The 320-nt window shown below is 40.3% G+C and carries 1 protein-coding gene; it reads right to left on the bottom strand.

Features of this window, described 5'->3' with window-relative positions:
- On the bottom strand, positions 1 to 320 hold a 320-nt coding region (locus ACFINC_RS10600; protein WP_375617188.1), incomplete at both ends, for a hypothetical protein.

Here is a 320-nt window from a genome sequence, read left to right as displayed (position 1 = left end):
AATTTCATCGCCTGCTTCAAGGTAAATTTCACCTGTTTCGTAATTGACGATATCTTCGGCAAGATAACATCCTAATAAATCATCTTCACTAACTTTAACCGCCTTGAGCCCCTTTTCTGCTAAAGATTTTGCGGTGCGAACTGTTAGCTTCTTACCAGCTTCCACAACAACTTCACCACTATCTGCATCGATAAGGTCAGAAATGAGCTTCATTCCTTTAAAACGATCAACAGAATAAGGAACACGCCATCCTGCTCCATCACGCTCATAAGTCACTTTATCATAAAACGTTGACAAAATATCCGAGGCATCCATACCTA

Source organism: Bartonella sp. AP58NXGY, from assembly GCF_042195785.1.
In the GTDB taxonomy this organism is placed as follows: Bacteria; Pseudomonadota; Alphaproteobacteria; order Rhizobiales; family Rhizobiaceae; genus Bartonella.
Note: the sequence above shows the minus strand (reverse complement) of the source record. Positions and strands in the feature narration are given on the sequence as shown.